Here is a 25048-nt window from a genome sequence, read left to right as displayed (position 1 = left end):
CCCTCCGTTCTCCTGCTGCGGGTCGCTGATTGCCCCTGCCCACCAGGCCTTACTCCAGCGTCAGGAACTGGCTGTTCCAGTAACCGGCCGGGCTTTCTCCCCAACCTTTGACCGCCGGAGAGACCAGCATCCGCGTCGGCGTGATCGCCATGGGGGCGAAGATGGCGTCGTCGAGCAGGATCTTCTCGGCCTTGGCCAGCGCCTCATACCGCTGGGCCGGGTCGGCCAGGGCCGCCGCCGCATCCATGGCCGCGTCATATTCGGGCTTCACCCATTGATAGCCGGGCTCGGCCGAGGGGCGCATATAGGCGAGGAAGGTCTCGGGCCCCGCGAAATCGCCCACCAGGTTGTCGGCAAAGACATCCCAGCCCATGGCGTAGAAAGCGTCGAGCCAGGCCTTGCGCTCCATGGCCTGGACCTCGACCTCGATGCCCAGCGTCTTTTTCCACATGAGCGCCACGCCCTGGGCGCGCTTCTTGCTTTCCTCGGCGACCGTGCAGACGATGGTGAGCTTGAGGGGCTTGTCCGGCCCGTAGCCCGCCTTGGCGAAAAGCTCTTTCGCCAGCGCCTCGCGTTCGGCTTGGGACATCGCGGCCTCGGCGATCTGGGGTCCCTGATAGGCCGGGTCGAAGCCGCCGGCATAGGAATAGTCCGGGATGGCGCCGGACTTCACGATCTTGCCCTCCAGCGTCTCGCGGTCGATGGCCAGCGACAGGGCGCGGCGCAGGTCGGGGTTGGCGGTCGCCTCCTTGGTCAGGTTGAAGGAGTAATAGACCACCTCGGTCGAGGGCGCGATTTTCACCTGGTCGGGGATCTCGGCCTTCAGCGTCTCCATCTGGGCGAGCGGGATGTCATAGGTGATGTCCAACTCGCCCGCCTGGTAGCGCTTGAGCTCGGTCGAGGAATCCTCGGTCACGTGGTATTTCACCTGGGGGATGGCGACATTGGCGGCATCCCAGTAATTGGGGTTTTTCGTCAGGAGAACATGGGACTGCGGCACGATCTCGGTGATCGTATAGGCCCCGTTCGAGACCACGTTGCCCGCGTCGATGAAAGAGGCCGCGCCCTTCTCGGCGAAGGTGGGGGAATACAAGGGCGCCATCTGGAAGCCGCCCATGATCTGCAAGAGATGCGGCGCGGGGGTCAAAAGCTGAAAGACCACGGTCTGCGGATCGGGGGCGGTGACGCCCAGGGTCGCGGCATCCTTGGTCTCACCATTGGCGAGCGCCTCGGCGCCCTTCACCTTGACGACCGAGTAGAAGTAATAGCCCTTGTCCGAGGCGGTCTCGGGGTTCAGAGTCCTGAGGACCCCGTTGACGAAGTCCTGCGCGACCAGGGGTTCGCCATTCGACCATTTCAGCCCGGGCCGCAGGTGGAAGGTATAGGTCAGACCGTCGGGCGAGACATCCCAGCGCTCCGCCGCGCCCGGCCGCAAGCTGCCATCGGTGCCGAAGGTCACCAGCCCCTCATAGGCATCCATCTGGATCCAGCCCGCCGCCGCGTCGAAATTGACCTGCGGGTCCAGCGAGGACCATTCCGACCCCACGCCCCGGTCCAGCACATCATCGGCAAAGGCGGGCAAGGCAAGGCACAGCGCGAGGGCGGTCAGGCATGTCGAAAGGCGCATCTTGGTCTCCCTGGTCTTTTGGTTTCAATCGGACAGAAGGTCGCCGCTGCGGGCAGGCTCGCGCCCCGCGACATGGGCGAGGCTTTGGCCGCGCAGGCACAGGCGCCACAGCTCTTGCCGGAAGAGGAGCCCGTCGCAGGGGGCGGGCACGGGCAGCCGCAGCCCGGTCATGGGATCGGTCACTTGGGCGATGGGCTGGCCCTTGTGGACCTCGTCGCCCGGAGCGGCCTCCCAGGTGACGATGCCGCCCTGGGGGGCAAGGGCTTCGAGCGCACCGGCAAGGGGAAGATGGGGGGCGGGGGCGTGCAGGGGGGCGCCCTGCGGGGCGATGGCGCCGACGGCGCCGAGATAGGTCATCAGGCCCAAGGCATCAGCCTGCGCGAGGGCGTCGCTGACGTCGAACTGCCCGCGATATTCCAAGGTTGCCGCAAAGCCGCCGGGATTGGCCTCGTCGAAGGCATGGCCGCCCGAGACCTCGGCGATCAGCGCCAGCCGCGCGCCCATGCAAGAGGCCAGGAGGTCGGTCCGCTCGGGGTGTCTTGGCGTCGTGTAAAGATGCGGCACGGCGAAATGGTCGCAATGCAGGTCAAGGACATGGTCGGCATCCTGCGAAAGGCTCAGCAGCAGGCTGCGCAGGGCGGCGTTTTCGTCCGGTGTGTCGGTTGGGGCATCGGGGAAGCCACGGTTGAAGTTCTGCCCCGAGGCCAGGTGGCGGCGCCCCTGGGGCTTGTCGTGCAGCCATTCAGCGAAACCGATGGGGTTGGCCAGGGGGACGATCAGGATTTCGCCAATTATCTCCGCATCTTCCAGAAGGCTCTTCAGGTGGTGCAGGATCAGGGGCCCCGGCATCTCGTCGGCATGGAGGCCGGCTTGCAGATAGACCTTCGGGCGGGATTTCGCAGTGCCGAAGCGGTGCAGCATCACATGCAAGCGACGCCCGGGACTGTCGGCGGGCAGCTCGATGATCTCGCTACTGGAAGTCACGCGCGAACCTCTCGTCCCATTGGCGTTCGAAGATCGTCTGCCCGTTTTCCGTCACGGTCAATTGCGTTTCCAGCCGGAAATGGGTGGCGTCGCAGGAAAGCCGCCCCTTGGAGTGATGGCCCGCCAGGATGCCATGGCGGTCGATGGTGACGCGGTATTCGGTCGTGGTCAGGGCCGAGAGCGGATCGCCCTCGGTGATCTCGTGGCGGACATGGCCTTCGGAGGTGACGGTGGTGGCGATATCCTCCATCACCAGCCGGTAGGTCCAGCGCGGGAAGTCGACGGCATAGCGGCCCGAGAGCAGGTCCAGGGTGACGCGGCGCGGCACGGTGGGGACCTCTTCGTGGCGCTCGGGGGTGCGGGGGGCAGAGACGGGGGCGTCGAAGTCGCGCAGGGTCTGGGGGCGAGGGGGGCGCTCTGGCAGGTGCAGGGTGCCGCCATGGATCGTGACGCGGGCAGGCTCGGGGCCGGGATGGGCGATGGGGTAGTAAGAGGTCGAGAGCGAAAGGCCGATCCGGTGGCCTTCCGGGAAGGCCTGGGCGATGTCGTCGAGCTCGACGGTCACCGCGTAGACCTGGCCGGGGGTGAGGGGTTCGGGGGTCTCGTGGCTGTTGCGGTGGGTCAGGTTCAGAAGGCCGACCGTCACCCGCGCCCTTGGGCCATCCGGGGAGACGTCGTTGAGCCGGAGGCAGACCTGGGCCTGGGGCTTGTCGGCGGAGAGGTGCAGGGTGACCTTCGGCGCGCCCATGATCTCCAGCCGTTCCGTCAGCGGCGGCGAGAGCCAGACCAGCGAGCCTCCGTCATCCATGCGCTGATCGGGCGGCCAATCGGCATCCTCGCCGTAGCGGCCGATCTCTCCGGCGGTGAGGCCGACCCAGAGGGGGGAGAGGATGGAGCGGGGTTGGGCTGCAGAGGGGGAAGAAGGGGCCGACCCGGTCGGGCCGGGGGTCGAGGCCCCCGCATTCGCAGGGGCGGCGGGGGGAGAGAGGGGGGCGGCGGCGCCCCCGGCCAGGGGCGGCGCTGTCTCTTCGGCAGGCAGGGGGCGGAGGCTTTCGCCCTCCAGCGCGAAGGTCAGGTCGCGGATATGCGGGGAGGGCCAGTGGTCCTCGCCCACCCATCGGCCCGGGCGATGGGTGTAGCAGGTCGCGGGCGGCAGGGGCTCTTGCATCCAGACCCGCAGGAAGGGCTCCTCCATGATCCCGGTGTCGCGGCCTTTCAGCCAGTGGTCCAGCCAGCGGATGACCTCTTGCAGCCAGCCGATGGCGGGGCCCACCGTCACGTCATGGGGATAGGAATGCGCCCAGGGGCCGATCAGGCCCCGCGCGGGGACCTTGAGGCCCGCAAGCAATCGCGGCACGGCCTCGGCGTAATTGTCGGCCCAGCCCGAGACGGCATAGACCGGGACCTGGATGGCAGCGTAATCCTGGCAGACCGAGCCGTGCTGCCAATAGGCATCGCGGCGCTGATGGGCGAACCAGTGATGCGCCCAGGGGACATTGGCCTCGGCGCGCTTCAGCCATTCCGCCCGCCAGCCCGGGCCGAAGGTCGCGGGGTCGGGCGGCAGGTCGTTTTGCGCCAGCATCGTGGCCGACCAGTCGAAATTGTCCTTGGAGATCAAGCCGCCGATGTAATGCACATCGGTGGCATAGCGGTCATCGGTGAAACCCACCGGGATCACGGTCTTCAAGGCCGGGGGCCGCAGCGCCGCGATCTGCAAGGCGTTGAAGCCCGACCAGGAAATCCCCATCATCGCCACCTGGCCATCGCACCAGTCCTGGGCTGCGATCCAGGCTATCACCTCGACGCCATCGGCCAGCTCTTGCGCCGAATATTCGTCGTGCAAAAGCCCCTGGCTTTCGCCCATCCCCCGGATATCGACCCGCAGGCAGGCATAACCCTGCTCCGCGATCCAGCCATGCATCGCCTGATCGCGCCCCCGTGTGCCGTCGCGGAAGCGGTAGGGCAGGTATTCCAGGACCGCTGGCACCGGGGGGCCATCGGGCCGCCAGAGCTTGGCCGCCAGAAGCGTGCCATCCCGCAGGGTGATGAAGACAGGCTCTTCGACGATCATTGCGGCCCCCTTGTTGAACAAGGATGCAACAGCGCCGATCTCAAATCAAGAGCGCCTCGGCCGTGGCCAGGTCGGTGATCAGCTCGACCAGGATGCCCGAGGCCAGCACGGCCCGGATCGCCCGGACCTTGGACATGCCCCCCGCGATGCCCACGACACGCCGCCCGCGCAACGACTCGATCGGGGGAGAGACGGTGCGGCGGGCGAGGTCGGAGGGGATCTCGCGCCCCTCCTTGTCGATGAAGCGCCCCATGATCTCGCCCGCGGCGCCCGCTTCCATCAGCATCTCCAGCGCCACCCGCTCCATCATGCCCATCGACAGAAGCTGGCTTTCGGTATCGGCCTGACCGATCCCCAGGATCAGCGTATCCGCCTCGGCCTGAAGCCGCAGGATATCGCGGATGAACGAGATCTGCTCCAGCGCCAGGCATTCGGCGGGGGAAGAGAGGTAAAGGGGGGCAGGCATGATGAAGGCCTCGGCCCCAAGGCGGCGGGCGAGCGTATACATGACTTCGTGCGGATAGGCCGAGCGCCGCGCGGTCAGGTCGCCCAAGAGCGAGACGAAGCGGACATGGCTGGCCCGCACCCGCGGCAAGGCGGCGGCGGCGCCCGCGATGGTGCGGCCGTGGCTGAGCGCGATCAGGCGCCCCCCGGGCCCTGCCCCGGCCTGGCGCAGCTCTTCGGCCAGGAAGGCGGCCCCGGCGCGCGACACGGTTTCCATCGCGCTTTCCGAGGGCAGGAGACGGGCGCCAAGATGGACGGCGGCCAGGCCATGGCGCGCGGCCAGGCGGCGCGAGACCTCGGCCAGGTTGCGCGTCTCGCTTTCCGGGGCGACAGAGGCGGCCAGGCCGATGCGAGGCGCGGCCAGGATCTTTTCGACCCGCACTTCGGGCACGCCGAGGCGCCAGGCGATCTCGCGCGCGGCCAGGCCGCCGACATCGTGCAGCCAGATCACGCGGGCTTCGAGACTGTCGGGGTGATGCGTCGGTGTCGGGGGGTTCATCGGCTCGCTCCGAGGTCAGAGGGGAGGTTTTCCTCTTGCGGGGACAGGTAGAAGCGCTGGAACTCCTGCGGATCGACGGGGCGGCCCAAAAGGAAGCCCTGGGCGAGCTCGCAGCCGTGCGCCATCAGCCAATCCGCCTGTTCGGGCGTCTCGACCCCCTCGGCCACCGTGGTCAGGCCCAGCGCCTCGGCCATGGCCAGGATGGCGCGGACGATGGCATGGGAGGGGCCAGGCTCGTGGCCGAGGCTTGCGACGAAGGACCGGTCGATCTTGAGCTCTTGCACGGGCAGGGATTGCAGATAGGCCAGCGAAGAATGGCCGATGCCGAAATCATCCACCGCCACGCCGACGCCCGACCGGCGCAGCATGTGCAACGTGTCACGCACGGCACCAAGGCGGCCCATGAAAGAGGTCTCCGTCACCTCGACCATCAGCCCGCCCTTGCGGGCCAGGGCCGGCAGCGCCTCGAGCAGGTCACCGAAACCGGGCCCCGACAGGGTCAGGGCCGACAGGTTGATCGACAGGGGCAGCGCGAAGCCACGGGCCCGCAACTCGCCCACCAGCCGCACGACCTCGCGGTCGATGGCGGGGATCAGGCCCTGGGCCTCGGCGATGGGGATGAACTCGGCCGGAGAGAGCTGCCCGATCTCGGTGTCGCGCAGCCGCAAGAGGACCTCGGCCCCGATCGGCTGGCCCAGACGCGACAGGCGGAACTTCGGTTGCAGGACGATGTGGAAGCTGCTTTCCGACAGGGCGCGCTGGACGGCCTGAAGCACGGCGCTGCGCCTTTCGTTGCGCCGCCGCAGGTCAGGGGTAAAGCGGCGGATCTGGCCGCGCCCCAGCGCCTTGGCCTCGTACATCGCCAGGTCGGCGCAGCGGATCAGCTCGTCGGCCGTCCCGGCATCCTGGGGAAAGACCCCGATGCCGATCGAACACGAGATCAGGACATGGCGCAGCGAGAAGGTCAGCGGGACGGCAAAGCGGTCGCGCAGGTCCTCGGCCAGAAGCGCCGCCTCGGCCGGGGGGCAATCGGGGATCATCACCACGAATTCGTCACCGCCAAAGCGGGCAAGCCGCGCGCGGTCGGGAAGGCCGCGCTCCAGCCGGGCGGCGGCGGCCTTGATCACCTGGTCGCCCTTCTCATGCCCCATCCCGTCGTTGACCATCTTGAAGTTGTCCAGGTCGATCAGCATCACCGCGACCGGAGTCCCCAGGGGGCCGGACTGGCCCAGGGTCTCGGTCAGGCGATGCAGAAAGTCATAACGGTCGGGCAGGCCCGTCATCAGGTCATGGGTGGCGATGAAGCGCGCCTGTTCGACGGCGCGTTCCAGGCTGCGGCGCTGCGCCTCTTGGGCGGTGTTGTCCGAGAGGGTGACGAAGGTCCGCCCCACTTCGGACACGCGGGTGAATTCGGCCGAGAGATAGCGCCTGGCCTGGGCGGGGGCCTCGGCGGTGTCGCTGTCGAAAAGCTGCTCGCGGATGGCCTCGTCCAGGTCGCGTTCGGGCGAGGGGCGCAGGACCAGCGTCATGCCGCGCTGGTCGCCCTGCTCTGCCAGCACCTGGCGCAGGCGGTCCGGGCCCTCCTCCAGCGGCAGGACAGCCGTCAGCGCCTGGCCCACGGCGCGCTCGGGCGCGGTGCCGATCAGTTCGGCCGCCACCGGGTTGCAGAAGGTGATCAGCCCCTCGTCATCGACCACCAGCTGACCGGAGGGGATGACGTCGAGGATTCGCATCATCAACTGTCGCTGATCCTCGGCCTTGGCCAGGAGGCTGCGGTGTTCGGTGATGTCGATGTCATAGCCGATGACCCGCAGGACCGCGCCCTGCCCGTCCCACAGCGCCGCCCGGCAGCAGGTCAAGAGCCAGACCCAATGCCCCTTGGCATGACGCGTGCGCGAGACGAAATGCACGACCTCGCCCCGGGCGAGGCGGTCGCGGATCTCTTGCGCCTCGAAGCCCGCGACATCGTCGGGATGGGTCATGGCGGCCCAGTCGCTGTGGTTGAATGGCGACAGATCTGCCAGGCTGTAGCCCAGGGCCCGGGCCCAGGTGGCGTCGATATCCAGCGCTCCGCTGGGAACATCCAGCATCCAGGTGCCCAGGTGAGAATAGTCGATGAAATCAAGTGCGCGGCGCAAAGGCCCAAGATGGCTCATGAAATCCGAGCAACTGCCACGGGCCTCACCCGTCTTGCCCAGGGGGGGATCGGCCTCGAACCGCAGGTAGGACCCCGCAAGCGGGCCCCGGACGGCGCGCAGCATCAGGACGGGGACCCGCAGGGGGGGATCGTGCCCCGGGACCCGCTCGGGCGGAGGGAGCAAGAGCCCGCGGAACCAGGCTTCGGCCTGCGGTCGCTCGTCCGGCGACCACCAGTCCAGGCTGTCAGGCAAGGGAAGCGCCTCGGCCGAGCCGATGGCCAGGCTAGGCTCTTGCCCCGTGACCGCATGCAGAACCCAAACCGTCCCATCCTCGACCCGGCGGGGCGGGGAGGGCCTTGCATCCGCAGACGGGGGCCAGCGATTTATCATCTGAAAACTTCAAGGTTTACCCTTGAAGTCTAGCCTAGCCTTTAGCGCGAATCGAGTCCGAACTTGGATTACCGCAGGGAGAGTGGGGCGGTCAGTCGCGCCGCGCCTCCAGCAGGCGGGCGAAGTGCAGGGCCAGCATGGTGCAGACCGCGCCCGACAAGAGGTAGAAGCCCGAGGCGAACAGCCCGAAGGCGGCCGAGAGCATCAGCGCGGCCAGGGGCGCAAAGCCCGCGCCGAAGAGCCAGGCCAGGTCCGAGACCAGGGCCGAGGCCGTATAGCGCCGGCCGGGAGCGAAGAGCGAGGCGATGGCGCCCGAGCTCTGCCCGAAGTTCAGGCCCAAAAGCGCAAAGCCGTAAAGGAGGAAGATCGTCTCGCCCACCGCACCCGCGTTCAGCAGCACCGGCGCCAGCAGAGAGAAGACCGCGATCCCCGCCCCGCCCCAGAACAACAGGCTGCGGCGCCCGAAGCGGTCGGCCAGCCAGGCCGAGGCCACGATGGCGCCCAGGCCCACGACCGCGCCCAGGGCCTCCAGCATCAGGAAGCGGACCGGGCTTTCGCTGGTGTAAAGGAAGACCCAGGACAGCGGGAAGACCGTGACGATGTGGAACAGCGCAAAGCTTGCGAGCGGCGCGAAGGCGCCCAGCACGATCCCCCGCCCCTCGGAGCGCAGGGTGGCCACGACGGGCGTCGGCTCCAGGTCGCGGCTTTCATACATGGCCTGGTATTCCGGCGAGACCACGATGCGCAGCCGCGCAAAAAGCGCCACGACGTTGATGGCAAAGGCCACGAAGAAGGGGTAACGCCAGCCCCAGTCCAGGAAATCCGCCGCAGGCAGGGCCGCGATGAGATAGGCAAAGAGCAGCGCCGCGACGATCAGCCCCACCGGAGCGCCGAGCTGCGGCACCATGGCGTAAAAGCCCTTGCGACCCTCGGGCGCATGGATGTTCAAGAGCGAGGGCAGCCCGTCCCAGGACCCGCCCAGCGCGATCCCCTGCCCGATCCGCAGGATGCACAGAAGCACCGCCGCCCAGTGGCCGATCTCCTGGTATCCAGGCAGAAGCCCCATGGCCACGGTGGAGGACCCCAGGAGGAAGAGCGCGACGACCAGCTTGACGTTCTTGCCGAAGGCGCGGTCGATCTCGGTGAAGATCACCGTGCCGAAGGGCCGCGCCACGAAGGCCAGGGCGAAGATCGCGAAACTCCACAGCGTGCCGTCGAGCGGCGTCATATAGGGGAACAGAAGCCCCGGAAAGACGATGACCGAGGCGATGGCAAAGACGAAAAAGTCGAAGAATTCGGAAGAGCGGCCAAGGATCACCCCCACCGCGATATCCGAGGGCCGCACGTCATGGGCGGCCGCATGAGGGGCAATATCGGTCATCTTCCCGTCCTTCACCTGTTCGCCGCCCGGTTTTGCCCTTTGCCGCAGCGCAGCGGGATTGGGCAAATTGTCCAATGCCGGGGGAAAGCGTTCACCTCTATGTCCTAGCATACTCCGCGAACGAACCGACTGACCAGGAACCGAAAATGCCATTCAAATTGAGGTGGTTGGGGCTATCCGCCCTGACGCTGGTGCTGATGGGCTGCAAGTCCGAAGTGCTGGATCCCGCAGGCCCCGTTGCCCTCGAGCAGCGGGACCTCTTGATCTCTTCCACCCTGCTGATGCTGATCATCATCATCCCGGTGATGGTGCTGACGGTCTGGTTCGCATGGGTCTACCGGGCGGGCAACAAGGCAGCCGACTACCGGCCCAACTGGGACCACTCCACCAAGCTGGAACTGGTGATCTGGGCCGCGCCCCTCTTCATCATCATCTCTCTCGGCGCCCTGACCTGGGTCGGCACCCATATGACCGACCCCTACCGGCCGCTCGCCGAGGATGGCAAGGGCCAAAGCCTGGAAGGGGTCGAGCCCCTGAATGTCCAGGTCGTGGCGCTGGACTGGAAATGGCTCTTCATCCTGCCCGAAGAGGGTGTGGCCTCGGTCAACGAGCTGGCCGTGCCCGTGGGTCGCCCGGTCGAGTTCCACCTGACCTCGGACAGCGTGATGAATGCGTTTTACATCCCGGCCATGGCGGGGATGATCTATGCCATGCCCGGCATGCAGACCGAGCTCAACGGGCTTTTTGACCACGCAGGCACCTTCCAGGGCACGGCCTCGCATTACTCGGGCGCGGGCTTTTCGGGGATGAAGTTCAAGGTCCATGCGCTGGATGACAAGGGCTTTGCCGATTGGGTCGCCAAGGCCAAGCAGGGCGCGGTCCTGGACAGCGCCACCTACCTGGCCCTGGCCGAGAAGTCCGAGAAGAACCCGGTCGCTTATTACGGCCAGGTCGAAGAGGGGCTCTTCGCCCGCGCGGTCAACCTTTGCGTCATCGAGGGCAAGATGTGCCAGGCCGAGATGATGGCCTTGGACATGAAGGGCGGGACCGGGGTGGCGACGCCCCTGGCCAGCTTGCCCGGGCGGAACCCGGCCCTGGCCCAGGCGGGCTTCGTCACCGGGGTCTGCACGGTCGAGGAGCTTTTGGCCGCGAGCCTCCCGGAACGGGCGCCGATCCCAAGGACCGAGCCCCTGCTGGGCCACGGCCTGACCCTGCCCGGCGCGCCCAACCCCTTGGCGACGCTTCCCCTTTCTCCTTCCGACCTGTGAGGCAATCATGGCTGTGACTGGCCCAATCGAGACCAGCCTTCTGTTCGGAAGGCTGACCTGGGATGCGATCCCGACCGACCCGATCGTGCTGGCGACCTTTGCCGTCGTGGCGCTCGGCGGTGGCGCTCTCTTCGCGCTTTTGACCTGGTACCGGCTCTGGGGCTATCTGTGGACCGAGTGGTTTACCTCCGTCGACCACAAGAAGATCGGGATCATGTACATGATCCTTGGCCTTGTCATGTTCGTGCGCGGCTTTGCCGATGCGGTGATGATGCGGCTGCAACAGGTCCTGGCCTTCGGCGGCTCCGAGGGTTACCTGAATTCGCATCACTATGACCAGGTCTTCACCGCCCATGGCGTGATCATGATCTTCTTCGTGGCCATGCCCTTCGTCACCGGGTTGATGAATTATATCGTCCCCCTTCAGATCGGGGCGCGCGACGTCTCCTTCCCCTTCCTGAACAACTTCTCCTTCTGGATGACGGTGGGTGGCGCGGTCATCATCATGGCCTCGCTCTTCCTTGGGGAGTTCGCGCAGACCGGCTGGCTGGCCTTCCCGCCGCTCTCGGGCATCACGGAAAGCCCCTATGTCGGGGTGGATTACTACATCTGGGGGCTTCAGGTCGCGGGTGTGGGCACGACGCTCTCGGGGATCAACCTTTTGGTCACGATCATCAAGATGCGCGCGCCGGGCATGACGATCATGAAGATGCCGGTCTTCACCTGGACCGCGCTTTGCACCAACGTCCTGATCGTGGCCTCTTTCCCGGTCCTGACCATGACGCTGATCCTGCTGACGCTCGATCGCTATGTCGGCACCAACTTCTTCACGGCCGATCTTGGCGGCAATGCCATGATGTATGTGAACCTGATCTGGATCTGGGGCCACCCGGAGGTCTATATCCTGATCCTGCCGCTCTTCGGCGTCTATTCCGAGATCACGGCAACCTTCTCGGGCAAGAGGCTCTTCGGCTATTCCTCGATGGTCTATGCCACGGTCTGCATCACCGTCCTGTCCTATGTCGTCTGGCTGCACCACTTCTTCACCATGGGCTCGGGCGCCTCGGTGAACGCCTTCTTCGGCATCACCACCATGGTCATCTCGATCCCGACCGGGGCCAAGATCTTCAACTGGCTCTTCACCATGTATCGCGGAAGAGTGCGGTTCGACCTGCCCATGATGTGGACCCTGGCCTTCATGCTGACCTTCGTCATCGGTGGCATGACGGGCGTCCTTCTTGCCGTGCCGCCTGCCGACTTCGTGCTGCACAACTCGCTCTTCCTGATCGCCCACTTCCACAACGTGATCATCGGAGGCGTGGTCTTCGGCACCTTCGCCGCCATCACCTACTGGTGGCCCAAGGCCTTCGGCTTCACGCTGGATGTCTTCTGGGGGAAAGTGTCCTTCTGGCTTTGGGTCGTGGGCTTCTGGGTGGCCTTTGCGCCGCTTTACGTCCTGGGCCTGATGGGCGTCACGCGGCGGATGCGGGTCTTCGATGACCCCGACCTGCAAATCTGGTTCGCCATCGCGGCCTTTGGCGCCGTGCTGATCGCGGGCGGGATCCTGGCCATGTTCATCCAGTTCGCCGTCTCGATCTGGAAGCGCAACGAGAACCGCGATGTCACGGGCGACCCCTGGGACGGGCGGACGCTGGAATGGGCGACCTCTTCGCCGCCCCCCGCCTATAACTTCGCCTTCACGCCTGTGATCCACGACCTCGACCCCTGGACCGAGATGAAGGAGAAGGCCGTGCCGCGTCCCACCTCGGGCTTCCTGCCCATCCATATGCCGAAGAACACCGGGGCGGGGGTCGTGCTGGCGGGGCTGGCCACGATCGTGGGGATGGCGCTGATCTGGTATGTCTGGTGGCTGGCTGCGGCCTCCTTCCTCGCCCTGATCGGCGCGGCCATAGCCCATACCTTCAACTACAACCGCGATTACCACATCCCGGCCGAAGAGGTCACCCGCGTGGAAGACGCCCGCACCCGTCAGCTGGAGGCGTGAGATGACGAGCCTTACCGCGAAATACTACGACCTTGAGCCGCATCATCACCCAGAGGGGGCCTCCACCGGCCTCGGCTTCTGGATCTACCTGATGAGCGACTGCCTGATGTTCGCCGTCCTCTTCGCCGTCTATGGCGTTTTGGGCAATTCCTATGCGGCGGGTCCGGGGCCGAAGGACCTCTTCGACCTCGAGCTTGTCGCGATCAACACTGGGCTTCTGCTCTTCTCCTCGATCACCTTCGGCTTTGCCATGCTGGCGGCGCAGAAGGGCAACAAGGCGGGAACTTTGCGCTGGCTTTGGGTGACGCTGGGCTTTGGCCTCGCCTTCCTCGCGGTCGAGCTCTACGAGTTCCACCACCTGATCGAGCTGGGCGCCGGGCCCTGGCGGTCGGCCTTCCTGTCCTCCTTCTTCGCGCTCGTTGGCACGCACGGCCTGCACGTGGCCTTCGGCTCGCTCTGGCTGATCGTGCTGGCGGTGCAGATCGCGCAGAAGGGGCTGATCCCGGCCAACCTGCGGCGGATGACCTGCCTGTCGATGTTCTGGCACTTCCTGGATGTCGTCTGGATCGGCGTCTTCACCTTCGTCTATCTCATCAAGATGATCTGAGGGGCATCAGCATGGAACATCACTCCCACCAGGATCACGGCTCGGTCCGCTCCTATGTCACGGGCTTCGTCCTCTCGGTCATCCTGACCGCCATCCCCTTTGCCATCGTCATGCAGGGGGGGCTTGGCTCTCCGGTCGTCACGGCCCTGGTCGTCCTGGGCTTTGCCGTCGTGCAGATCCTGGTCCACATGGTCTATTTCCTGCACATGACGGCCAAGTCCGAGGCGGGCTGGACGCTTCTGGCCACCATCTTCACCGTCGTCGTCGTGGTCATCATGCTGGCCGGCTCGCTCTGGGTCATGTATCACATGAATGCCAACATGATGCCCCAGATGCAGATGGAGTAAGCCCATGCGCCGCTTCCTGGTCGTGCTTTCGGTCCTGGGGGTGGCGCTCTTCCTCGCGCTTGGGGTCTGGCAGGTGCAAAGGCTGGCCTGGAAGACCGCGCTCATTGCCGAGGTCGATATGCGGCTCGCCAGTGCCGCCGTCCCCGCCACCGAGGCGGGGGCGCCGGAATATACAAGGCTGACGGTCAAGGGCCGCTACCTGGCGCGGCAGATCCTGGTCAAGGCGGTGACCGAAGAGGGCCAGGGCGACTGGGTCATGACGCCCCTGACCACCGACCAGGGCTGGACGCTGTGGGTCAACCGCGGCTTCCTCCCCGATGGAGAGACCCTGCCCCCGCCCCCGGCGCAGGCCGAGGTCACGGGGCTCGCCCGCGACAGCCAGCCCGGCGGCGGTTTCCTGCGCGCCAATGACCCCACGGCTGACCGCTGGTTCTCCCGCGATGTGGCGGCGATGAGCGCGGCCTCGGGCGTGCAGGCGGTGGGCTGGTTCCTCGATGCCGAGACCGGCGGCCCCCTGCCCGTTCCCGGCCTCACCGTGGTCGAGTTCCGCAACAGCCACCTGATCTATGCCGTGACCTGGTTCGCGCTGGCCCTGCTTTTGGCGGGCGGCGCCTGGTGGAACCTTGGACCCCGGGCCGAAACGGACTAGGTTGAGGGGCAGGAGAGACCCCATGCCCCCAGCCTTGCCCCCCGATCCCGCGCCTACCGCCCCCCCGGGCGGCATCAGCCTCTTGATCGTCGAGGACGACCCGCGCCTGGCCGAGACCCTGGCGCGGTCCTTCACCGCGCGGGGCTATGCCGTGACCCGCGCCGCCAGCGTCGAGGCCGCGCGCGAGGCCATCACGGGTTTTACCCCCGCCCGCGCCATCGTCGACCTGAAACTGGCCGAGGGCTCGGGGCTGGAGGTCGTGGCGCTTTTGGCCGCGCTGGAGCCCGCCCCGCGCATCGTGGTCCTGACGGGCTTCGCCTCCATCGCCACGACGGTCGAGGCGATCAAGCTCGGCGCCACGCAATACCTGGCCAAACCCGCCTCGGCGCGCGAGATCGAGGCGGCCTTCGACCATGAGGCGGGCCGCGAGATGCCCGACATCGCCGCCCCCCGCGTCAGCGCCTTGCGCACCCAGGAATGGGAGACGATCCAGCGGACCCTGGCCGATACCGAGTTCAACATCTCCGAGGCGGCAAGGCGGCTGGGCATGCACCGCCGGACCCTGGCGCGCAAGCTGGTGAAGCAGCCGATGAAATAGAAGCGGTGGGTTGGCACCCACCCTACCCTTGCGGACAGGTCGCCACCACCCGGGCGCGGCCGTCGCCGAAGCGTAGGGTGGGTGTCAACCCACCATCCCCCTTACCCCCGGATCAAGGCCGGAAGGTCGATCTCCACCCGCGCCCCGCCGCCCTCGGCCCGGCCGAAGCGCACGGTCCCGCCCAGGCGCCGCACCACCGATTGCACCAGGATCAGCCCCAGGCCCCGCCCGGGCTCCGGGTTGCCCGACTGCCCCGCCACCGGCCCCCCGGCCAAGAGCGCCTCGGGAAAGCCCGGCCCGTCGTCGCTGATCACCAGCACCACCCGCGCCGGATGGCCTGACACGGTCAGGGTGATCTGACCCGCCCCCGCCTCGGCCGCATTGTCCATCAGGTTCACCAGGGCCCGCGCCAAAAGCACATCGGCCAGAAGCCGGCTCGCCCTGGTCCGCTTGTCCTCGAGAGAGATCACGCAGCCCCGGTTGCGCCGCTCCCATCCCCGCGCCACCTCGGTGACGAAGGCCAGGGCATCCTCGCCCCGCCCCTCCTCCAGCCGCGCTTGGCCCGCCTGGCGCAAAAGCCCCGAGATCGTCTCGCGGCAGGTCGCCACCGCCTCTTGCATCAGGTTGACCTGGCGCGAGAGCTCTTCCTCTTCCGGCAGGCCCAGGTCCTCCCAATCGTCGAGGATCACGGCCAGGTTGGTGAGCGGCGTCCCAAGATCATGGGCGGCGGTCGAGGCCATGAGACCCATGCGGATCAGCAGCGTCTCCTCGTCGATCTGCTGGCGGGCGGCGGCGAGCTGGGCATCGCGCCGCGCGAGGTTGCGCCGCACCCCCAGCATGAACCAGAGCGTCAGCCCCCCCGAGATGGCAAACGACAGGTAACTGGCCACGAGATAGGGATTGCCATAGCCCGGCACGCCCTCGGCCCAGCCCGGCAGGGCCAGGGGCTCGCCAAAGCCCAGAAGGACGACCCCCGCGACAAGGGTCAGGACAAAGGTCGCCGCCGCCGCCCGGACCGGCAGGATCAAAAGCGCCACGATGTCTTGCAGGACGAAGAGCCCGAGAAAAGGATTGGCCGCCCCGCCCGAGAGGTAAAGCAGCAAGGCCAGGGCCAGGACATCGGCCCAGACCTCGGCCACGAGGCGGCGGACCGTGACCTCGCCCGGCCGGCGGCTGCGCCAGCCCGCTGCCAGGTTGACCAGGATCAGCGCGAGGATCACCGCCAGCATGGCGACCAGCGGCAGAACGATGCCCAGAACGGTCTCGGCCACGAGGATCGTCACCGCCTGCCCCCCGATGGCCGCCCAGCGCAACCGCACCAGGAGCGCGAGGTTCTGGCGGTTGGGACTGGCGGCCTCCGGCAAGACCGCCCCGGGCGCCCGAGGCTGGGGAGGGGCGGTGCCCCGGTCGCTTTTCGGTCTGGGTTCGATCTCGGTCACGTGCAGCTCCGGCTTGGGCGTTCCATTAACCGCGATTGCGGGCCTGGCGGAAAGAGGCTTTACAGTTGAGTGTTTTTGTCGGAAATAAGGGATGCGAACAGGATGATGCAGGCCCATGATGGACAAAGCGAGCGAACACAGCCCAAAGATGACCGAGACAAGGCCGCCCCGCCACCTGGCCAGCGCCTTGACGGCTGGGGGGAACCTGGCCGAAATCGACCTCGAGGGCCAGGTCTACACTTTGCGCATCACGCGGATGGGCAAGCTGATCCTGACGAAGTAGCCCTGCCGACTGCGCCGGGATCGCCCCATCCGCCACCGTCGCTCTGCCGACTGCCGGGCTGGTCGCTTCCCCCGGGGGCCCGAGTTTTTCACGCGCGCCGCTTCGGGACCCCTTGCAACTTCGTCCCGGCTGCGTGTAAACCGCCGCCAACGGACAGGTGGCCGAGTGGTCGAAGGCGCACGCCTGGAAAGTGTGTAGGCGGGGAACCGTCTCGAGGGTTCGAATCCCTCTCTGTCCGCCATTTCCCTTGATCACCCATGAACCTGGACCTCTGGGTCCACTTTGGCGCATGTTGGGCGCTGGGAATTTCAGGCCGACCAAGGGCGACAGCCTGCGCAGGGCCGGGATGGCTTGAACCTCCAGGGTTCTCGTCACCCGTCTCATGTGCCCGCGCAGGCGTCCCGGGGCTTCGATCTCTGTGGCACCATGCCAAGGGTGCGGCGCCTCAAGCCTCATGGAGTTCCATTGCAAGAGACGGCTGCCCGGGCGCTGGGTCTTGCCGTCATCGAGGCCGAAAACCGGCCCCTTGGGGCGATGGGCCAAGACCTGCGGGAGCTCTTCCCGGGCCAGCAGGTCTTGGCCCGGCTTTCGGCGACAGCCCGGGCGGGACGCCACACGGGCGGTTGGCGAAGCGCAGGGGCGCCGCGGTTCAGGCGCCCTGGTATCCTTGGCAGATCGGCCGGACCGTCCAGCGTTCGTTTGCGGAGGCCCTTGGCTGAAGGAGCTCCATTCCTCGCCCCAAATTCCGGGCCGGATCGGTTTGGCGGACATGTCGTGGCGTCGGGCGGAGTTCCCGGCGCCATGGCGGCCGAGACCTGCCGGAGCGCCACGATGAGGCGGATGTGGCAGGGCCACTGGGCCGCATGGGCGACGTTGGCGCTGACATGGACGTTTCGAATCAGGCTCTTGGCCAGGACCGAGCCGGGCCGCGCCCAAGCTTTGCAATGAGAGACCTCGGCCCCCGCCGACCTCGGGCGGCCTTTGGCGCCCGAGGTCGGCGGGGGCCATGCGAGAGACCCTGCCCAAACCGGATCGGGGCGCCCCCCCCATCCGTGCCCTGCCCATCCGTGCGCTGCCCGAAGCCTGACTGGCCCGATCACGGCTGCCCGCCGTCCAAGGCTGGATTGCGCCGGGTTGCAACCGGGAGGGGCTTTTGCGCAGTGCGGGGCTTGTGTAGGTTTGGCCCATGAGACCTGCCCTGCCGCTGATCGCCTTTGCCCTTGCCGCGCTGAGCCCGCTTGGACTGATCCTGCTTGCCTGCCTCTGGGGCGGGCCCTGGGTCTGGATCGCGCTGGGGTGGATGGCGCTTTCGGCCGTGGCCATCGACCTTGTCCTGCCCTGGGCCGCGGGCGAGAGCGAGGCAGAGTTCCCGGGCTCCGATCTCTTGCTGATGGCCCTGGGCGTCGGGGTGCTGGTGGCCTTGCCGCTGGTCGTGCGGGCGGCCGTGGTGCAGGGCTGGCCCCAGGGCCTCGGGCTGGCGCTGGCGGCGGGGCTCTGGTTCGGCCAGGTCGGCCATCCGGCGGCGCATGAGCTGATCCACCGCGGCGGCGGACTGTTCCGCCTGGGGGTCGCGGTCTATGCGGTCTTGCTCTTCGGCCATCATGCCTCGGCGCATCGGCTGGTGCATCACCGGCATGTCGCCACCGGCGATGACCCCAATTCCGCCCGCGCCGGAGAGGGCTATTACCGTTTCCTCTTGCGGGCCTGGCCGGGGTCGATCCGGGCGGGCCTGGCGGCAGAGCGGCGCTTGCGCGGCCATGCGGGGCCCTACTGGGTCTATGGCCTGGGCGCGCTGGCGGGGCTGGCCTGCGGCTTTGCCTTGGGCGGGGGGACGGGTCTGGCCATCTGGGCCGGGATCGGTCTGCACTTCGGGGCCCAGGTGCTGCTGTCGGATTACGTCCAGCACTATGGGCTGCGGCGTGCCCCCGGCACCCCCGTGGCCACGGGGCACAGCTGGAACGCGCCGCAATGGTTCTCTTCGGCCCTGATGCTGAATGCGCCGCGCCATTCCGATCACCATGCCCATCCCTCGAGACCCTATTCCGCCTTGCGCCTGCCCGAGGGAGCGCCGATCCTGCCCTGGCCCCTGCCCTTGGCCTGTGTCGTGGCGCTTTATCCGCCGCTGTGGCGGCGACGGATGGCACAGGCCCTGGCGTTGACCAAGGCGTGACTGGCTTTTGATCCGGGCTCTTGGCACTATGGGCCCATGCGCCTCTTGACCCTTGCCCTGATCAGCCTTCCCCTTTCGGCCCTGGCCGATCCGCCGCCCTTGTCGCGTCCTGCCGATCTTGGAGCGCCCCTGACGGGGGCCGAGTTCGAGGCCTATGCCACCGGAAAGACCCTGACCTATTCCGACGGCGGGGCGCTTTGGGGGCAAGAGCAATACCTGCCGGGCCACCAGGTGATCTGGGCCTTCAAGGATGCGCCTTGCCAATATGGCTCTTGGACCGAGGTGCAACTGCCCGGCGCCGGGCCGATGCTGTGCTTCACCTACGAGGACGAGCCGGGCGACATGAATTGCTGGCAGTTCTTCCGGGGGGCGGAAGGGTTGGTGGCGCAATTCATGGAGGGCGGCGCGCCCTTGTCGGAGCTGGCGCAGACGGATCAGCCGATGCAGTGCCCGGGGCCGATGGTCGGCGCCTGAGGGTGGCTCTTTCGGACAGCGCTGGAGGGGCTGTCTGCCCCTCCAGACCTCCCCGAGGATATTTGTGCCAAGTATGAAAGGGAAAGAGGGCGGCGCTTTGCCCTTGAGCGCGGGCTGCCTGACAGGGGCATGTGGCCTGGGTTTTCGGAGCGCCCATAAGGGCTGCCGCAGCCGTTTCCGGGCGCAGGCTTCCCCATGGTTCAGGGTTGTGGAGGCGCCGGGTTTGGATCTCAGAAAAGCGAGCCCTGGCCGGGTTTGTCCGCCGGTTTCGCGGGCCTGGGCTTCTTGGCGGGGGCGGCAGAGGGGATGGCGGTGAAACTGCCATCGTGCAGCTCGATCTCCAGGCTTTGCGCCTTGGCGGCCTCTTTGGCCGAGGTGACGACCTGGCCATCCGCCCGCAGGATGGCGAAGCCGCGGGCCAGGGTCTCGGCATGTCCGAGCGTCTGGCGGGTGCGGTCCAGGGCCTCGAGCTTCAGGGTCAGGCTGGCCAGGGTCTTGGGGAAGGCCTCGAGCCGGTCGGCGGCCTGGGCCAGGCGAGCGCGGTCGCGGGCAATGTCGCGGCTGGCGGCGCCCTTCAGCCGGGTCAGGGCCGGGGCGAGGCGGCTCGCGAAAAGCTCGAGCCGGGCGGTGGCGCGTTCCAGGCGGCGGGTCGCGCGGTCGTCCAGCGTGGCGGCGCGGGCCTTCAGCGTCTCGGCCTTGCGGGCGGTCAGGGTCAGAAGCGCCAGCGGGCGGTGGCGGCTGGCCAGCGCCGCAAAGAGCCCCCGCTTCTTCTGGGCGGCGAGCGACAGGGCGCTTCCAAGGCGCTGGGTCGCGGCATCCAGCCTCTGGCGCGGGGTCGCCAGGAGCGCATCGAGACGGGGCAGCGCGCGGGAGAGGTCGCTGAGGCGCTGGCTGCGGCGGTCCATCAGGCTGCGCTGGCTCCGCGCGAGCCTTGCGTTCAGATCGGCCAAGCCCGCCAGCAGATCGGCGCGGACCGGCACAGCCATCTCGGCGGCGGCGGTGGGCGTGGGCGCCCGGCGGTCGGAGGCATGGTCAATCAGCGTCGTATCGGTCTCATGGCCCACGGCCGAGATCAGTGGGATATTCGAGGCGGCGGCGGCGCGGACCACCACTTCCTCGTTGAAGCCCCAGAGGTCCTCCATCGAGCCGCCGCCGCGCGCCACGATGATCAGGTCGGGGCGGGGGATCTTGCCCCCGGGCTCCAGCGCGTTGAAGCCACGGATGGCGGCTGCGACCTCGGCGGGGCATTTCTCGCCCTGGACAGCGACGGGCCAGACCAGGACATGGCGGGGGAAGCGGTCCGAGAGCCTGTGCAGGATGTCGCGGATCACGGCGCCCGAGGGCGAGGTGACCACGCCGATGACCCTGGGCAAATAGGGGATGGGCTTCTTGCGGGCGGGGTCGAAGAGGCCCTCCGAGGCCAGTTGCGCCTTGCGCTTCTCCAGCATGGCCATGAGCGCGCCCGCGCCTGCCGGAACCATGTCGTCGACGATCAGCTGATACTTGGACTGCCCCGGGAAGGTGGTCATCTTGCCGGTTGCCACGACCTCCATCCCCTCTTCGGGGCGGATGGCCATGCGGGCGACCTGGCCCTTCCAGGAGATGGCCGCGATGACATTGCGGTCATCCTTGAGGTCGAAATACAGATGCCCCGAGGCGGGCCGCGAGACGCGCCCGATCTCTCCGCGCACCCGGATCAGGCCGAACTCCCCCTCGATCACGCGTTTGACCGCGCCGGAAAGCTCCGAGACGGTGTATTCGGGGCTGTTGCCGGGGCGCGGGGGGGGGTCGTCTTCGAAGAGCATGGGGGATTTGTGCCTCGGGGCAAGGGGAAAGGCAACGGGGCGCGGTCGCGATACTTGGGACCCGTTCCAGCGGGTGACATCCTGCATGGCCGAGGGCTGCGTCGTGATGCGGGACCAGGAGTCGGGGTCAATTCGGCGTTCAGTCCGGCAGCTTCAGGTTGCAGGTCCAGATGTCCGCGTGGCCGTGCAGCCAGATCACGAGGGGGCCGAACAAGCCGAAGCTGGCAAGGCCGAAGGCCAAGAGAGGGGGGAGAAATTCCGCGAAAAGCCAAATGGCACCGAAACAGGCGAAGCCCAGCCCCACAAGGCGAAGCCGGAACCCGTCCTCCTCGGCAAGCTCCGCCGTGGAGGGCCAGAGCCAGGGAGGCGGCTCCGTCCCGAATTCGGCGCGGTAGGCCGCCAGGGTGGCGGCATTGTCGCGGCGTCCCGCATCGAGGACCCGGGCTTTCACCTCGTCAAGCCGACCCGAGTCCGTCCAACGCCTCCACCGCGCTTCGCCAGGGTGACCGCTGCCCAAGGAGGGCCCGGTGCCTTGGGGCCAGGGGAGAGCCGGTTTGACCCAGGGCGAGGGGCTGGCCTCTTCGGCCCAGGCCTAGATCCAGGGCATGATCGGTGGCGACACGAGGCCTGGGTCCAGGCTGCGCAGGTAACGCCAGCGCCGGTACTCTGCGAGGGTGGGCGCAATCTGGTCCGGCAGGAGGGAGCTTTCGACGGCCAGGGCGGCGGCGAGGTCCTGGCCCTCGGCGGTCCGCAGGGGCTGGGCTTCGATGCGGGCCCAGAGATCGGGGTCAGTCACCGCCGCCTCCTCCCCCACCCCCTCCGTCTCCCCCGCCACCACCATCCGCCGCAGCCGCCGCCTGGCCCGAGTCGGCCGCTCCGCCGCCATATCCGCCGTGATGGTGGCCGCCAGGACCGGTCGCATGATCTCCGGACTGCGCACCCGAAGCCGCATCCTCCCCCGACCCGCTCCAGGGCCCGGCTGGCAAGAAGCCCGACCCGGTCGGAAAGCCATCGCCGTCCTCGCCCAAGGTCCCGGGGTTCCGCGCCCAGGCGGAGAGCGCCATCAAAAGCACCACCACCCCCACGGCCAGGCCCACCTGCACCGCCATGGGCAGGCCGGTGAAGGGGATGACCCCAAGGCCTATGATCAGCCAGAGCCGAAATCTCTTGAACCTCTGCATCCGATCCCCCGTCCCTGTCCCCGCCCTCCGCCGCCCCGAAGCCCCCAGTCGGCGGGGCCCAGGCCCGGGGTCCGTCGCAGGCCTGGCAGTCGGCAGGACCCATGCCCAATCCCCTTGCCCAAACCGCCCCGCCAGCCTAAGAGGCCCCAACCCCATTGAACAGAGGAAATCCCCCATGAACATCCTCATCCTCGGCAGCGGCGGGCGGGAACATGCGCTGGCCTGGGCCATCAAGCAGAACCCCAAGACCGACCGGCTCATCGTGGCTCCGGGCAATGCGGGGATCGCGGGCCTGGCCGAGGTCGCCGATATCGACATCCTCGATGGCGCTTCGGTCGTGGAGTTCTGCGAGGGCAATGCCATCGACTTCCTGGTGATCGGCCCCGAGGCGCCCCTGGCCGCTGGCGTCGCCGATGCGGCAAGGGCCGCTGGCATCCTGACCTTCGGCCCCTCGCAGGCCGCGGCCCAGCTCGAGGCCTCCAAGGCCTTCACCAAGGAGGTCTGCGACGCCTGCGGCGCGCCCACCGCCGCCTGGGCCCGCTTCACCGAGGCCGCCCCGGCCCGCGCCTATGTCACGGCGCAGGGCGCGCCCATCGTGATCAAGGCCGATGGGCTGGCGGCGGGCAAGGGTGTCGTCGTGGCCATGACCTTGGGCGAAGCCCTGGCCGCCATCGACGACATGTTCGGCGGCTCCCTCGGCGCGGCAGGGGCGGAAGTCGTCATCGAGGAGTTCATGGGGGGCGAAGAGGCCTCTTTCTTCATCCTGACCGATGGCACCAGCGCCCTCCCCGTCGGCACCGCCCAGGACCACAAGCGCGTCTTCGATGGCGACCAGGGGCCGAACACCGGCGGGATGGGGGCTTACTCCCCTGCCCCGGTCCTGACCGAGGCGATCCAGGCCCAGGTCCTGGCCGAGATCGTGATGCCGACGATTGCCGAGATGGCCCGGCGTGGCACCCCCTATCAGGGCGTGCTCTATGCGGGCCTGATGATCGAGAAGGGCCGCGCGCGCCTCGTCGAATACAATGCCCGTTTCGGCGACCCCGAGACCCAGGTGCTGATGATGCGGCTGGGGGGCCAGGCGCTGGACCTGCTTTTGGCCTGTGCCGAGGGCACCCTGGACCAAGCCCGCGTGAACTGGGCCGATGACCATGCCCTGACCGTGGTCATGGCGGCCAGGGGCTATCCCGGCGCCTATCAGAAGGGCTCGGTCATCCATGGGCTGAAACGCGTGCCCGAGGACAGCCGCCACATGGTCTTTCATGCGGGCACCGCCGAGAAGGAGGGCCGGATCGTCGCCAATGGCGGCCGCGTGCTCAACGTGACCGCGCGGGGCGCCAGCCTCGAAGAGGCGCGCAACCGCGCCTATGCGATGATCGACCACCTCGACTGGCCCGAGGGCTTTTGCCGCTCCGACATCGGCTGGCGGGCCTTGAAGGGCTGAGCCTCCCCGCGTCACACGGCAGGACCCTGGACCCAAGCGATCCCTGGGCACTCTTCGGCTTTCAACCTGGCCCAAATACTCACGGGGGTTCCCAGGGGGCGCCTGCGCCCCTTGGGCCGGGGGGGTCGGGGGGCGGGAGCCCCCCGTTCCTGCGGGAGCCCCCCGTTCTCGCGGGCGCAGCTTGCCATCTTTCTGCGCAGCGGCGGCGGATTTCCGCGACCGCGACAGATTGTGTCTTTTTTCTGACTTCCCTTGCAATCTTGAAGTGTTACGCTTTCATTACAGGAAGCTCGTTCATGGGAGGAATCATGCCGCAGCTCGTCCGCCTTTACATCACCCAGGTTGCCTTCGGTTTCGCCGTCTCGGCCGCTTTCGTCTTTGCCCTCGTGGCGCTGGACGTGGCGGGGATCGGTCACCTTGTGCGGGGCAGCGACATGGGTGTCGTGGCGGCCTTGATGCTTTGGGTCTTCCATGGGGTCGTTTTCGCCGGCGTGCAATTCGCCATCGCCGTCATGTCCCTGGCCGAGGACGAGGGCCCGCGTGGCGGCAAGCTGATTCCGATCCGGGTTGAGGCTCGGGTTCAGAAGCGTCCGGGCATCCGGCGCTGATCTTGCAGGACAGGCCCCGAGAGGGGCGCGAAAAGGCCCGGGGGATTGACCCCCGGGCCTTTTCGTTTGACGCGGGGGGAGAGGTTCGGACCTTGGAGGAAGGCTCGGGCCTGGAGGGCCGGGCCGCAACTTCTGCCTCCTGCCCCTCGGCAATCGGCACGCCGTTTGCCGGGGCACCTGGGCCAAGGTCCCTGGACTTGTCTTGGGCCGCCAGGTTTCGTGGTCTTCAGGTGGCGGGCCCGCAGCGGCCGTGAAGGCTTGGGTTTTCCCGAGAGCCAGAGGTCTCAGGTGGGCGCCAGGTAGCAGGACCAGGATCCTGCCAGAGCCAGCCCCCGTTCGCTTGCTTATCGGCCACTGGAAAAGTAGCCTCGCACGAGAAGAGCAGAACCCGCCAAGGGGGAATGTAGGCCTCATGGGGGGCAGGCGCAAGGCGCGACTGCATGGGGCTTCGCGTCTGGGCTGGGCCTGGTCTGGACAGGTGTTCACCCTTGGTTCATATTCGCTCCAGACCCTGTCGGAGCCCGGGATGGAACGCCAAAGCCAAGTGATCCCTGTTGCGACGGAGGAGAGAGACGC

General features: G+C 67.7%; 22 protein-coding genes and 1 tRNA gene. 12 read left to right on the top strand and 11 right to left on the bottom strand.

Translation table 11 applies throughout. The annotated features are described in order from the left end of the window. Window positions 1-49 precede the first annotated feature (49 nt). The 6 genes from GV832_RS09250 to GV832_RS09225 all read right to left on the bottom strand — a co-directional run bounded on the left by GV832_RS09250 (window position 50) and on the right by GV832_RS09225 (window position 9594). Entirely contained in the window at window positions 50-1627 is a 1578-nt protein-coding gene (locus GV832_RS09250) for a peptide ABC transporter substrate-binding protein (RefSeq protein ID WP_168774567.1), read from the bottom strand. Window positions 1628-1651: 24 nt separating this feature from the next. Further along, entirely contained in the window at window positions 1652-2611 is a 960-nt protein-coding gene (locus GV832_RS09245; RefSeq protein WP_168774566.1) for a succinylglutamate desuccinylase/aspartoacylase domain-containing protein, read from the bottom strand. Beyond that, window positions 2598-4682 (bottom strand): CocE/NonD family hydrolase, encoded by a 2085-nt coding sequence (locus GV832_RS09240; protein WP_168774565.1) that lies wholly within the window; start codon window positions 4680-4682, stop codon window positions 2598-2600. The genes GV832_RS09245 and GV832_RS09240 overlap by 14 nt, the downstream gene beginning before the upstream one ends. Window positions 4683-4722: 40 nt before the next feature. Beyond that, window positions 4723-5685: a sugar-binding transcriptional regulator gene (locus GV832_RS09235; RefSeq protein WP_168774564.1), complete on the bottom strand. Its 963-nt coding sequence runs from the start codon at window positions 5683-5685 to the stop codon at window positions 4723-4725. Beyond that, window positions 5682-8213 (bottom strand): putative bifunctional diguanylate cyclase/phosphodiesterase, encoded by a 2532-nt coding sequence (locus tag GV832_RS09230; protein ID WP_168774563.1) that lies wholly within the window; start codon window positions 8211-8213, stop codon window positions 5682-5684. Before GV832_RS09230 ends, GV832_RS09235 begins: the two co-directional genes overlap by 4 nt. 91 nt (window positions 8214-8304) lie before the next feature. Then, window positions 8305-9594, bottom strand: coding sequence for an MFS transporter (locus GV832_RS09225; RefSeq protein ID WP_168774562.1), 1290 nt, complete (start codon window positions 9592-9594; stop codon window positions 8305-8307). 146 nt (window positions 9595-9740) lie between these two features. Here GV832_RS09225 and cyoA point away from each other — a divergent pair, with 146 nt between their 5' ends. From cyoA to GV832_RS09195, 6 genes are read left to right on the top strand one after another with little or no spacing between them, the layout of a single operon-like run. Continuing rightward, window positions 9741-10862 (top strand): ubiquinol oxidase subunit II, encoded by a 1122-nt coding sequence (gene cyoA, locus GV832_RS09220; RefSeq protein ID WP_168774561.1) that lies wholly within the window; start codon window positions 9741-9743, stop codon window positions 10860-10862. 7 nt (window positions 10863-10869) lie between these two features. Then, a complete protein-coding gene (gene cyoB, locus GV832_RS09215) occupies window positions 10870-12867 on the top strand; it encodes a cytochrome o ubiquinol oxidase subunit I (RefSeq protein WP_168774560.1) in 1998 nt (665 codons plus the stop codon). 1 nt (window position 12868) lies between these two features. Further along, on the top strand, window positions 12869-13474 hold the full coding sequence (gene cyoC / locus GV832_RS09210) for a cytochrome o ubiquinol oxidase subunit III (RefSeq protein WP_168774559.1): 606 nt from the start codon (window positions 12869-12871) through the stop codon (window positions 13472-13474). An 11-nt stretch (window positions 13475-13485) separates the two neighbouring features. Continuing rightward, window positions 13486-13821: a cytochrome o ubiquinol oxidase subunit IV gene (gene cyoD / locus GV832_RS09205; RefSeq protein ID WP_168774558.1), complete on the top strand. Its 336-nt coding sequence runs from the start codon at window positions 13486-13488 to the stop codon at window positions 13819-13821. A 4-nt stretch (window positions 13822-13825) separates the two neighbouring features. Next, window positions 13826-14470, top strand: a complete 645-nt coding sequence (locus tag GV832_RS09200; protein ID WP_168774557.1) for an SURF1 family protein — start codon at window positions 13826-13828, stop codon at window positions 14468-14470. A gap of 22 nt (window positions 14471-14492) precedes the next feature. Further along, window positions 14493-15068: a response regulator transcription factor gene (locus tag GV832_RS09195; protein WP_168774556.1), complete on the top strand. Its 576-nt coding sequence runs from the start codon at window positions 14493-14495 to the stop codon at window positions 15066-15068. A gap of 101 nt (window positions 15069-15169) precedes the next feature. Here the strand turns inward: GV832_RS09195 and GV832_RS22505 are convergent, their stop codons facing one another. Next, window positions 15170-16507 carry an ATP-binding protein gene (locus tag GV832_RS22505; protein ID WP_168774555.1) on the bottom strand — a complete coding sequence of 446 codons (1338 nt, stop codon included), beginning with the start codon at window positions 16505-16507 and terminating at the stop codon, window positions 15170-15172. A gap of 148 nt (window positions 16508-16655) precedes the next feature. Between GV832_RS22505 and hemP the strand changes: the two genes are divergently transcribed. From hemP to GV832_RS09170, 4 genes are all read left to right on the top strand, one after another. Beyond that, entirely contained in the window at window positions 16656-16790 is a 135-nt protein-coding gene (hemP, locus tag GV832_RS09185; RefSeq protein WP_227754326.1) for a hemin uptake protein HemP, read from the top strand. Window positions 16791-16941: 151 nt separating this feature from the next. After that, a tRNA-Ser gene (locus GV832_RS09180) sits at window positions 16942-17031 on the top strand. Between the two features lie 945 nt (window positions 17032-17976). Beyond that, the gene (locus GV832_RS09175; protein WP_168774553.1) at window positions 17977-18960 is read left to right on the top strand and encodes an alkane 1-monooxygenase; all 984 of its coding nucleotides are present in this window, start codon (window positions 17977-17979) and stop codon (window positions 18958-18960) included. A gap of 36 nt (window positions 18961-18996) precedes the next feature. Continuing rightward, on the top strand, window positions 18997-19434 hold the full coding sequence (locus tag GV832_RS09170) for a hypothetical protein (protein WP_168774552.1): 438 nt from the start codon (window positions 18997-18999) through the stop codon (window positions 19432-19434). A 230-nt stretch (window positions 19435-19664) separates the two neighbouring features. On the opposite strand, the gene xseA is transcribed toward GV832_RS09170, so the two are convergent. From xseA to GV832_RS09150, 4 genes are all read right to left on the bottom strand, one after another. Continuing rightward, entirely contained in the window at window positions 19665-21239 is a 1575-nt protein-coding gene (xseA, locus tag GV832_RS09165; protein WP_168774551.1) for an exodeoxyribonuclease VII large subunit, read from the bottom strand. 139 nt (window positions 21240-21378) lie between these two features. Continuing rightward, complete coding sequence (locus GV832_RS09160; RefSeq protein WP_168774550.1) at window positions 21379-21690, bottom strand: hypothetical protein; 312 nt, start codon at window positions 21688-21690, stop codon at window positions 21379-21381. A gap of 141 nt (window positions 21691-21831) precedes the next feature. Beyond that, window positions 21832-22035, bottom strand: coding sequence for a hypothetical protein (locus GV832_RS09155; protein ID WP_168774549.1), 204 nt, complete (start codon window positions 22033-22035; stop codon window positions 21832-21834). Beyond that, window positions 22028-22420 carry a hypothetical protein gene (locus GV832_RS09150; RefSeq protein WP_168774548.1) on the bottom strand — a complete coding sequence of 131 codons (393 nt, stop codon included), beginning with the start codon at window positions 22418-22420 and terminating at the stop codon, window positions 22028-22030. The genes GV832_RS09155 and GV832_RS09150 overlap by 8 nt, the downstream gene beginning before the upstream one ends. A gap of 175 nt (window positions 22421-22595) precedes the next feature. Here GV832_RS09150 and purD point away from each other — a divergent pair, with 175 nt between their 5' ends. Then, window positions 22596-23864 carry a phosphoribosylamine--glycine ligase gene (purD, locus tag GV832_RS09145; RefSeq protein ID WP_168774547.1) on the top strand — a complete coding sequence of 423 codons (1269 nt, stop codon included), beginning with the start codon at window positions 22596-22598 and terminating at the stop codon, window positions 23862-23864. 308 nt (window positions 23865-24172) lie between these two features. After that, a complete protein-coding gene (locus GV832_RS09140; RefSeq protein ID WP_168774546.1) occupies window positions 24173-24472 on the top strand; it encodes a hypothetical protein in 300 nt (99 codons plus the stop codon). The last annotated feature ends 576 nt before the right edge of the window (window positions 24473-25048 follow it).

The organism is Stagnihabitans tardus (genome assembly GCF_009925085.1).
In the GTDB taxonomy this organism is placed as follows: Bacteria; Pseudomonadota; Alphaproteobacteria; order Rhodobacterales; family Rhodobacteraceae; genus Stagnihabitans; species Stagnihabitans tardus.
The sequence above is the reverse complement of the archived record's forward strand: the minus strand, read 5'-3'. Positions and strand labels throughout refer to the sequence as shown.

Excerpts from the sequence above, each read along its gene's own strand:
- GV832_RS09250 (WP_168774567.1), bottom strand. The coding sequence starts at position 1,627 with ATGCGCCTTTCGACATGCCTGACCGCCCTCGCGCTGTGCCTTGCCTTG.
- GV832_RS09240 (WP_168774565.1), bottom strand. The coding sequence starts at position 4,682 with ATGATCGTCGAAGAGCCTGTCTTCATCACCCTGCGGGATGGCACGCTT.
- GV832_RS09235 (WP_168774564.1), bottom strand. The coding sequence starts at position 5,685 with ATGAACCCCCCGACACCGACGCATCACCCCGACAGTCTCGAAGCCCGC.
- GV832_RS09230 (WP_168774563.1), bottom strand. The coding sequence starts at position 8,213 with ATGATAAATCGCTGGCCCCCGTCTGCGGATGCAAGGCCCTCCCCGCCC.
- GV832_RS09225 (WP_168774562.1), bottom strand. The coding sequence starts at position 9,594 with ATGACCGATATTGCCCCTCATGCGGCCGCCCATGACGTGCGGCCCTCG.
- cyoA (WP_168774561.1), top strand. The coding sequence starts at position 9,741 with ATGCCATTCAAATTGAGGTGGTTGGGGCTATCCGCCCTGACGCTGGTG.
- cyoB (WP_168774560.1), top strand. The coding sequence starts at position 10,870 with ATGGCTGTGACTGGCCCAATCGAGACCAGCCTTCTGTTCGGAAGGCTG.
- cyoC (WP_168774559.1), top strand. The coding sequence starts at position 12,869 with ATGACGAGCCTTACCGCGAAATACTACGACCTTGAGCCGCATCATCAC.
- cyoD (WP_168774558.1), top strand. The coding sequence starts at position 13,486 with ATGGAACATCACTCCCACCAGGATCACGGCTCGGTCCGCTCCTATGTC.
- GV832_RS09200 (WP_168774557.1), top strand. The coding sequence starts at position 13,826 with ATGCGCCGCTTCCTGGTCGTGCTTTCGGTCCTGGGGGTGGCGCTCTTC.
- GV832_RS09195 (WP_168774556.1), top strand. The coding sequence starts at position 14,493 with ATGCCCCCAGCCTTGCCCCCCGATCCCGCGCCTACCGCCCCCCCGGGC.
- hemP (WP_227754326.1), top strand. The coding sequence starts at position 16,656 with ATGACCGAGACAAGGCCGCCCCGCCACCTGGCCAGCGCCTTGACGGCT.
- GV832_RS09175 (WP_168774553.1), top strand. The coding sequence starts at position 17,977 with ATGAGACCTGCCCTGCCGCTGATCGCCTTTGCCCTTGCCGCGCTGAGC.
- GV832_RS09170 (WP_168774552.1), top strand. The coding sequence starts at position 18,997 with ATGCGCCTCTTGACCCTTGCCCTGATCAGCCTTCCCCTTTCGGCCCTG.
- xseA (WP_168774551.1), bottom strand. The coding sequence starts at position 21,239 with ATGCTCTTCGAAGACGACCCCCCCCCGCGCCCCGGCAACAGCCCCGAA.
- GV832_RS09150 (WP_168774548.1), bottom strand. The coding sequence starts at position 22,420 with ATGCAGAGGTTCAAGAGATTTCGGCTCTGGCTGATCATAGGCCTTGGG.
- purD (WP_168774547.1), top strand. The coding sequence starts at position 22,596 with ATGAACATCCTCATCCTCGGCAGCGGCGGGCGGGAACATGCGCTGGCC.
- GV832_RS09140 (WP_168774546.1), top strand. The coding sequence starts at position 24,173 with ATGCCGCAGCTCGTCCGCCTTTACATCACCCAGGTTGCCTTCGGTTTC.